This window comes from Caldisericota bacterium (assembly GCA_034717215.1).
In the GTDB taxonomy this organism is placed as follows: domain Bacteria; phylum Caldisericota; class Caldisericia; order Caldisericales; family Caldisericaceae; genus UBA646.
In genome coordinates, this window is sequence record JAYELD010000110.1 from 1 (window position 1) to 8261 (window position 8261).

Below are 8261 nucleotides of genomic sequence, written 5' to 3' on the forward strand. Positions count from 1 at the left end.
GATTTTTTCAAAAAAATTATTGTCTCATTCTGTTAAGGCAGTATTTCCGGATAACGCAAATTTTCTTAAGAGAAAAATGGGGGACGCTATAGTTTTTTTTAATAATAATTTGTTAAAAATCTTTCATGAGGAAGAAGATAGTATACCTGAAATTATTGCTGTTGTTTCTTATCAAATGGCTGAAATTGGTTATGAATATATTATTACATCCGAGCCACTCAGTGCTCGAGCAGGTCTTAAACTGTTTTTGAAATCTCGATAGATTATTTTAAAATTCTTTTTATTGATTCTCTGAACGGTTTTCGTAGTATTCCTTTTTCCGTTACGATTGCATCGATGAATTTGTTTGGGGTTACATCGAAGGCGGGGTTGTATACTTTAATTTTCTCAGGTGCGATTCTTTTTCCTCCGCAATGTGTAACTTCGTCCGGATTTCTTTCTTCAATGGGGATATCAGCACCACCTGATATATTAGGGTCGATTGTCGATGTTGGCGCAACTACGTAAAATGGAATTTTATGGTACCTGGCAAGGACAGCAAGCGTATATGTCCCGATTTTATTTGCAGTATCACCATTACTGGCAATTCTATCTGCTCCTACTACAATACCGTTTACTAAATTTTTTGCCATCATAAATCCACTCATATTGTCGGTAATAAGATGAAAGGGTATCTTTGCTTCTTTGAGCTCTAGTGCAGTAAGTCTTGCTCCTTGAAGATACGGGCGTGTTTCCAGAGCAATTACGCTAATGTTTTTGTACTTTTCAAACGATCTTCTTATTACTGAGAATGCTGTGCCATGCGCAACAGTTGCAAGTGCGCCTGTATTACAGATGGTCATAATGATATCATTATGACTAAAAAGAGTCGAGCCATATTTGCCTATATTGAGATTTTGCTTTGAGTCTTCTTTTTCCAGTATTTTTGCTTCCTTAAGAATGAGGCGTTTAATTGTGTTTACTGTTTTGCCTTTATTTTTTTCAGCGACTTGATATATTCTTTCTGTTGCCCATTTGAGATTTACTGCAGTTGGCCGTGCGCTGTCAAGATATTTTTTAATTTTATTTAATTTTTGAAAGAATTTTTCTTCCTTAAGGTCTTTGGCACCTAAATACATACCGTAGGCAGCGGTTACTCCTATTGCTGGTGCTCCTCTTATCATCATTTTGTTAATTGCTTCCCAGATATCCTCTTTGGTCTTGCAGGGCATATTTACAAATTCAAAGGGGAGCTTCCTCTGGTCTAATATATAAAGTGTCTCCCCTTTGAATTTTAAAGAAACCAATTCCATCAGACGATTTTATGTTTTTTTAGGCAATCTGTGCATACCCAGGCAGTTTTAATTTTCCCGTTTATAAGAACTTTTGCCTTATGTAGGTTTGGAAGAGTTCTCCTCTTGGTTTTTCTGTGCGAATGGCTTATGCTATTTCCAACCATTGGGCCTTTTCCACATATTTCACATTTTCTACTCATTGCATTACCTCCAATTTAAAATAATACTCTTACATTGTAAGAAAATTTTCATTCAATGCAATAGTCTGCTATAATAATATGCATAAATAGGAGGTAAAAATGAAAAAAATAATCGTTTCAGAAAATGCATTAGCGAAGCTTGCAGCTTTAACCGCAATGCAATGTTATGGCGTAGTGGGACTTGTTCCTGCGAGTATTGGAGAACGGTTTCTTTCTCTTTTGGGCGGCGATAAACTTGGCCGAGGCATAGATGTAAAAATAAAAGGCAGAAAGGTATCTTTTACGATATATGTTGTTTTGCAAAGCGGCGTAAAAGTTTCTGAAGTGGCTAACATCATTGTTCATCAGGTGTCATATAAACTGGAAAAACTTACAGGTCTGAAAGATATTGATGTAAACGTGGTTATAAAAGGTGTGAAAAGGGAGGCATAAGTGAATAAATTAACCCTTGTTGAATTTGACAGAATGTTTAAAGGAGCAGTTGCTAATCTGAATAAGCATAAAGAATTGGTTAATAAGTTGAACGTATTCCCAGTGCCGGATGGAGATACGGGTTCGAATATGTATCTTACATTAAAAACGGCCCTGGAAGAATTGAGTAAACAAAAAACAAAAAATTTGAATGAATTTGGAAAGGCTGTGTGCGAGGGTGCTTTAATTGGTGGAAGAGGAAATTCTGGCGTCATTCTCTCGCAGATTTTTAAAGGTTTTTTTGAATATATAAATGGAAAAGATGAAGTAACAACCCAGGAGTTTGCGGAAGGATTAGTTTTATCTTCAAATGTTGCGTACCAGGCAGTTATTAAACCTGTTGAAGGAACTATTCTTACAGTCATTAAGTCGATGTCACAAAAAGCGATGTTTCTTGCGCGCGAAGAATCTGATTTTACACCCTTTCTTGAGAAAATATTAGAAGGGGCAAAAGTGACACTGGCAAATACACCCGAGCTTCTTCCGGTTTTAAAAGAAGCCGGTGTTGTGGATGCTGGTGGCCAGGGACTCGTTTTCATTACAGAAGGTCTTCTTTATGGACTTAAAGGGGAGTTAGAAATTACAAAAGGTTTTGAGGAAGTGGTTCAAGAAATAGACCAACATATTTTAGGTGAAGAGCTCGAATTTAAGTATGATACAGTGTTATTGCTGGAGATTGCTGATATTGATCCCGATCAACTAAGGAAGGATTTAGAACAATTTGGTGATAGTATTGTCGTAGCAAAATCAGGAAATCTGACAAAATTGCACGTGCATTCTAACGAGCCACATAATGTTATAGAATTTGTTATGAAGCAGGGACCTATTAAAGAAGCGCGAATCGAAAATATGCAAGATGAACAAGATGCATTTCTTGCAAGTAAAGCTACAGTAACTCCCAAAGTTGTTACTAACAGATTCTTGTCCATTGTTACCGTTTCTCAAGGAGAAGGATTTGACCAGATTTTTCTTAGTTTAGGAGTTGATGTTTTGGTGGGAGGCGGCCAAACTATGAATCCTTCAATCAATGATATTCTTGCAGGTATTAATAAGTGCACAAAAAAATATGTTGTTATTTTTCCGAACAATCCCAATATAATCCTTGCTGCTAATGCAGCAAAAGATTTAGTAAAAGACAAAATCGTCGAGGTAGTACCTACAAAGAATATGGTCCAGGCAATACCCGTTATCCTTTCGTTTAATAAGGAGGGAACATTTGAAGACAATGTCAAGCGTGCAAATGAAATTCTCTCTGAAATGCACTCGTTTTCTGTCACGTACTCAGTGCGTAATACAAAAATAAATGGGCTTGATATGAAAAAGGGTGATATTTTAGGGTTAACAAATGGCAAAATTATGTTGAAAGGTAAGAATCCGCAAACTGTTTTATTTAATTTATTTAAGAAAAATACAGAAACTGTTGAAGACTACGAATTTGTGAGCATATATTATGGCAAAGAGGTAAACAAAAAAGATGTAGAAAAGGTTGCAAAGAGGATTGAAAAGGCGTTTCCGAATTTAGAGGTGGAAGTTGTCTACGGAGGCCAGCCGTTTTATTACTACCTTGCATCGTTAGAGTGAGGTAAAGATGAAAACTTATGCTGAATTTGTCAAAGATAAAATAAATTTTAAAGCCGATTTTGCCATTATTATTGGGTCAGGCCTTTCATCGATTCTTGACAAAGTGCAAATTGTTAAAAAAATTTCTTATCAAGAAATTCCAAGGTATCCTGTGTCAACAGTGGCGGGACATACAGGAGAGCTTATTTTTGGAACTCTTTCCGGGAAAAATATTTTGATTTTTAATGGAAGAGTGCATTTTTATGAAGGTTATAGTATGAGAGAAATTACCTCAAGCGTGTATCTTGCCCATGCGACTGGCGCTAATAATATAATTATAACAAACGCAGCTGGTGCCGTGAATACTGCATTGAATGTAGGCGATATTATGCTGATCAGGGATCATGTTAACTTCATTTTTGCGGACAATCCTTTGCGTGAAGAAAAAGGAAATGAGCGTTTTGTAGACTTGATCAACGCATATGATAAAGAATATCGGGCAAAAGTAGCTGAAATTGCCCGTAAAAAAAGAATAAATGTAAAAGAAGGTGTTTATTGTGCTGTGGCTGGCCCCAATTATGAGACAATGGCAGAACTTACTCTTATGAATCGGCTTGGAATTGATGCAGTGGGAATGTCTACAGTACCCGAAGTGATTGTTGCACGATATCTCAAAATGAAGGTGTTGGGTTTTTCCTGCATTACAGATAGTGTGTTTGTAGATGGTAAGGTGACGCATGAAAAAGTTTTAGATATGGCTAGTCGTTGTGGCAAAAATATATCTTGTTTAATTGAAGAATTTCTTAAGGAGATATGATATGAATATTGTTGACATCATTGAACAAAAGAAGAGAGGAACAAAACTTCTAAAAGAAGAGATCGATTTTTTCGTACAGGGATATTCTGACGGAACCATTCCGGATTACCAAATTTCTGCTCTTCTTATGGCGATATGGTTTAATGGTATGGATAGCGAAGAAACTACCGAGCTTACGCTTGCTATGGTGAGAAGTGGAAAAACATTAGACCTTTCTCAAATAAGAGGCATAAAAGTTGATAAACATAGTTCCGGTGGAGTTGCTGATACAGTATCATTACCACTGGTTGCACTTGTCGCTGCAAATGGTGTACCCGTTGCAAAAATGTCAGGAAGAGGACTAGGGTATTCCGGTGGCACGATAGATAAACTTGAAGCAATATCCAACTTTAAGGTTGAGCTTCCTATAGAGGAATTTATTGATCATGTAAACCGAAATGGTGGTGCAATTATTGCGCAGAGTAACGATTTGGTAGTGGCAGATAAAAAGCTATATGCTCTCAGAGATGTAACAGGCACGGTGGATAGCATTCCACTTATAGCAGCAAGTATTATGAGTAAAAAGATAGCAGCTGGTTCTGATGCCGTACTTTTAGATGTAAAAGTTGGAGATGGCGCTTTTGTAAAAAATTTGGAAGACGCGAAAAGACTTGCAAAAATTATGGTTGATATTGGCACTCTGGCAAAACGAGAAACAGTAGCTTATATTACTGATATGAATCAGCCACTTGGTGATGCAATTGGAAATTCTATTGAAGTTGAAGAAGCAATTGAAGTGCTAAAAGGCGGTGGTGGAAAGCGGCTTGTTAGGGTGATAGAAATGCTTGGAGCAGAGATGCTTAGACTTGGTGGAAAAGTACAAAATGAAACTGAAGGCCAGCATAAGATACAAGAAGCAATACATAATGGTGCAGGTTTGAGAAAATTTAAAGTAATAATTCAAGCCCAGGGAGGCGATGTAAATATTATTGAAGATTTTTCACTTCTTCCTCAGGCACAGTTTAAAATACCTGTTTTAGCCAGAGAAAGTGGGTATATATCAGCTATTAAGGCGGAAACTATTGGAAGACTTGCTGTTTCTCTCGGGGCGGGAAGGACAAAAAAAGGCGAAAAGATTGATCTTGCTGTTGGAATTCTTTTTCCAAAAAAAGTTGGAGATTTTATACAAAAGGATGAAGAAATTGCGCTAATTCTTGCTAGCGATGCCGAAAAGGGAGATAGAGCGGCTAAAGCTTTTTTAAACTGTGTTGAACTTAAAAAAGAGCAGGTAAAACCACTCCCACTTTTTTATTACCGTATTTCAAAAGAAGAAATTAAGAAACTCTCTGATGAGTAAAACTACAGTCATCCTGACTCATTCAGGCTCTGATTTTGATGCAATAAGTTCGATGTATACAGCCGAGAAATTATATCCCGGCTCTTTTCTTATACATCCCGGATCGCTTGATGTAAGCACGCAAAAGTTGGCACATTTTTTTGGAGACATGTTAAGATTAATAAAGGTAAAAGAACTTCCTGGTAAAATAAAGAATAGCATAGAACGAGTTATAGTTGTTGATACAAGAATTTTTAACCGTATTGGAGACGGCAAAGAATTTGTCAAAAAAAAGGGAGTAGAGGTTATTATTTTTGACCATCATCCTTATTCCGTACGCGATATAAAAAAAGCAAAAACTATTTCTAAAAACTATGGGGCTAATACCACTCTTCTTGTAGAGCTTCTTGAAAAGAAAAGAATTCCACTTACGACATTTGAGGCAACATTTATTGCGCTTGGCATTTATGAGGATACCGGCTCATTTATGTTTCCTTCCACTTGTGCTGCTGATTTTGCCGCTATGAAATATCTTGCTTCTTTTGGTGTAAATATGAAAGTGGTAAACCATTTCCTTTCCCCATCCCTTGGTGAGGATCAGATTCATTTATACAAAGAATTGCTCGATAATATTGAAGAGTGCAATATTAAAGGGGCAAGGGTTGCTATTGCATCAGGGAAAATGTCGACTTATACGCCCGGCATATCGCTTATAGCACATCGAATGAGAGAAATAGTGGATTCAGATTTTTTATTTATTTTAGTGTCTTCAACGGATGGCATATTTATCGTAGGAAGGAGTAACAGTCCGCAGTATGATTTGAAAAAAATATTGCTCCCCCTTGGCGGCGGCGGTCATCCAACTGCAGCATCTGTATTTGTTAAGAATGGAAATATCCTGAAAATAAAAAAGCAAATATTAATAAACATTGAGAAAGTGTATTTTCCTGTATTAAAGGCAGAGCACATTATGAGCTTTCCGGTGAAAACTGCCTCGGCAAAGACTGGCATAAAAGAAGCTTTGAAAATAATGGTGCGATTTGGGTTTTCAGGACTTCCTGTTGAGGAGAGTAATAAGATTATAGGAATCATATCAAAACGGGACATTGAAAAAATTATGCTTATTGAGAATCGAGATCGTCCTGTAAAACAGTATCTTTTATCTAATCTGGTGGAAGTTTCTCCGAACACGGGTCTTAGAGAGATAGAAGAGGCGATGGTTCTAACGAATGTGGGCCGCGTTCTTGTTACAAAAAATAAAAAAATTGTTGGGATTATCTCTAGAAGCGATCTTCTAAAAGCATTTTACACGAAAGAATACGTAAGCAAATCTTCATTCAGTGCAAATGCTGCATTTATTCCTAAAAAAGAGGAAATTACTTCGCTACTAAAAAAGAAATTTTCACCGGATATTTTTAACCTATTGCAAAAAATGGGGGCTATTGCCATTGAGTCGAACCAGAAAATTTATCTTGTAGGGGGGGCGGTTAGGGATATTTTATTGAACAAAAAAAGCCTTGATCTGGACTTTGTTGTAAGCAAAGACGCTATACTGTTTGGAAAGAGGTTGCAGGAAGAAATTGGCGGAGATGTTTTATTGTATCCAGAATTTCAGACATCTACTTGTACATACGAAGACTATACATTTGATTTTGTGACTGCGCGACGGGAATATTATAATTCTCATTCTCTTCTCCCGGTCATAGAGCGTGCATCGATAAGGGAAGATTTAGGGAGAAGGGATTTTACAATCAATACACTGGCCATAGATCTTTTGCCAGACCAGTTTGGTAATTTGTATGATTTTTTTGGTGGTTTTTCAGATTTGAGGAAAAAGGAGATAAGAGTGCTTCACTCATTATCTTTTTTAGAGGATCCATCAAGAATCATACGAGCTATCAAATACGAAATTAAATTTAATTTTCATTTGTCTGATGATACAGAACAGTTGTTGGTAAAAACAGTGGACCTTAATGTACTTCGATTTAAGAAATCAAGAAGAATTCTTGATGAATTGTTTGAACTTTTTTCTTCCTCTGATGCACCGCTTGCTATATTAAAAATGGAAAAAAGAGGGATACTTAAGGATCTTTTTAGAATTAAAAGGCTTAGTAATCGTAGAAAAGAAGCAATACTTCAGGCAAAAAAGTGGATTAAATATTTTCCTGCCGATCAAGCGAAGGTTTATTTTTTCTTGCTTGTTTTTGGAAAGAGTGATGTTGAAAAAAGAGATATTCTCCAATACTTTTCTTTTTCTAGAAGATTGGGCGAGAAAGTGGTTGCAGCAGAAAATGCATTTCGCAAATTACACACTACTGCGAAGATAATTAATAGGATAGACCTGTTTTTCCTTTTACGAAATATTGATAAAGCTTTCATTGTTTCGTATTTGTCCTGGACTTCTTCTAACGAGCGAGCTCTACTAATTGATTATCTTGAAACTTTATCAAATATTAAAATTAGCATAAAAGGGCAAGATCTATTAAAATTGGGGTTAAAACCAGGACCACAGTACAAAGAAATTTTTGATGAACTTTTGCGATTAAGAATAACGGGAATGTTGCATTCTAAAAAAGAAGAAATCCAATATATTTTGAGCAATAGAGAGAGATTTGAATTGAAGA

General features: G+C 36.4%; 8 protein-coding genes. 6 read left to right on the forward strand and 2 right to left on the reverse strand.

The features are described from left to right. The coding region (locus tag U9Q18_04245; protein ID MEA3313567.1) for a hypothetical protein at positions 1-262 on the forward strand (262 nt) is incomplete at its 5' end. 1 nt (position 263) lies between these two features. Here U9Q18_04245 and mtnA read toward each other — a convergent pair. Continuing rightward, on the reverse strand, positions 264-1286 hold the full coding sequence (mtnA, locus tag U9Q18_04250) for an S-methyl-5-thioribose-1-phosphate isomerase (protein MEA3313568.1): 1023 nt from the start codon (positions 1284-1286) through the stop codon (positions 264-266). Positions 1287-1291: 5 nt separating this feature from the next. Next, positions 1292-1474 (reverse strand): 50S ribosomal protein L28, encoded by a 183-nt coding sequence (gene rpmB / locus U9Q18_04255; protein MEA3313569.1) that lies wholly within the window; start codon positions 1472-1474, stop codon positions 1292-1294. A 99-nt stretch (positions 1475-1573) separates the two neighbouring features. Between rpmB and U9Q18_04260 the strand changes: the two genes are divergently transcribed. From U9Q18_04260 to U9Q18_04280, 5 genes are all read left to right on the forward strand, one after another. Then, positions 1574-1906 carry an Asp23/Gls24 family envelope stress response protein gene (locus U9Q18_04260; protein ID MEA3313570.1) on the forward strand — a complete coding sequence of 111 codons (333 nt, stop codon included), beginning with the start codon at positions 1574-1576 and terminating at the stop codon, positions 1904-1906. Then, positions 1907-3526 (forward strand): DAK2 domain-containing protein, encoded by a 1620-nt coding sequence (locus U9Q18_04265; GenBank protein MEA3313571.1) that lies wholly within the window; start codon positions 1907-1909, stop codon positions 3524-3526. A gap of 7 nt (positions 3527-3533) precedes the next feature. After that, complete coding sequence (locus tag U9Q18_04270) at positions 3534-4322, forward strand: purine-nucleoside phosphorylase (protein MEA3313572.1); 789 nt, start codon at positions 3534-3536, stop codon at positions 4320-4322. Between the two features lies 1 nt (position 4323). Next, entirely contained in the window at positions 4324-5658 is a 1335-nt protein-coding gene (locus U9Q18_04275; GenBank protein ID MEA3313573.1) for a pyrimidine-nucleoside phosphorylase, read from the forward strand. Continuing rightward, positions 5651-8261, forward strand: a 2611-nt coding sequence (locus U9Q18_04280; protein MEA3313574.1) for a CBS domain-containing protein, incomplete at its 3' end; no start/stop codon positions are given. The genes U9Q18_04275 and U9Q18_04280, both read left to right, overlap by 8 nt.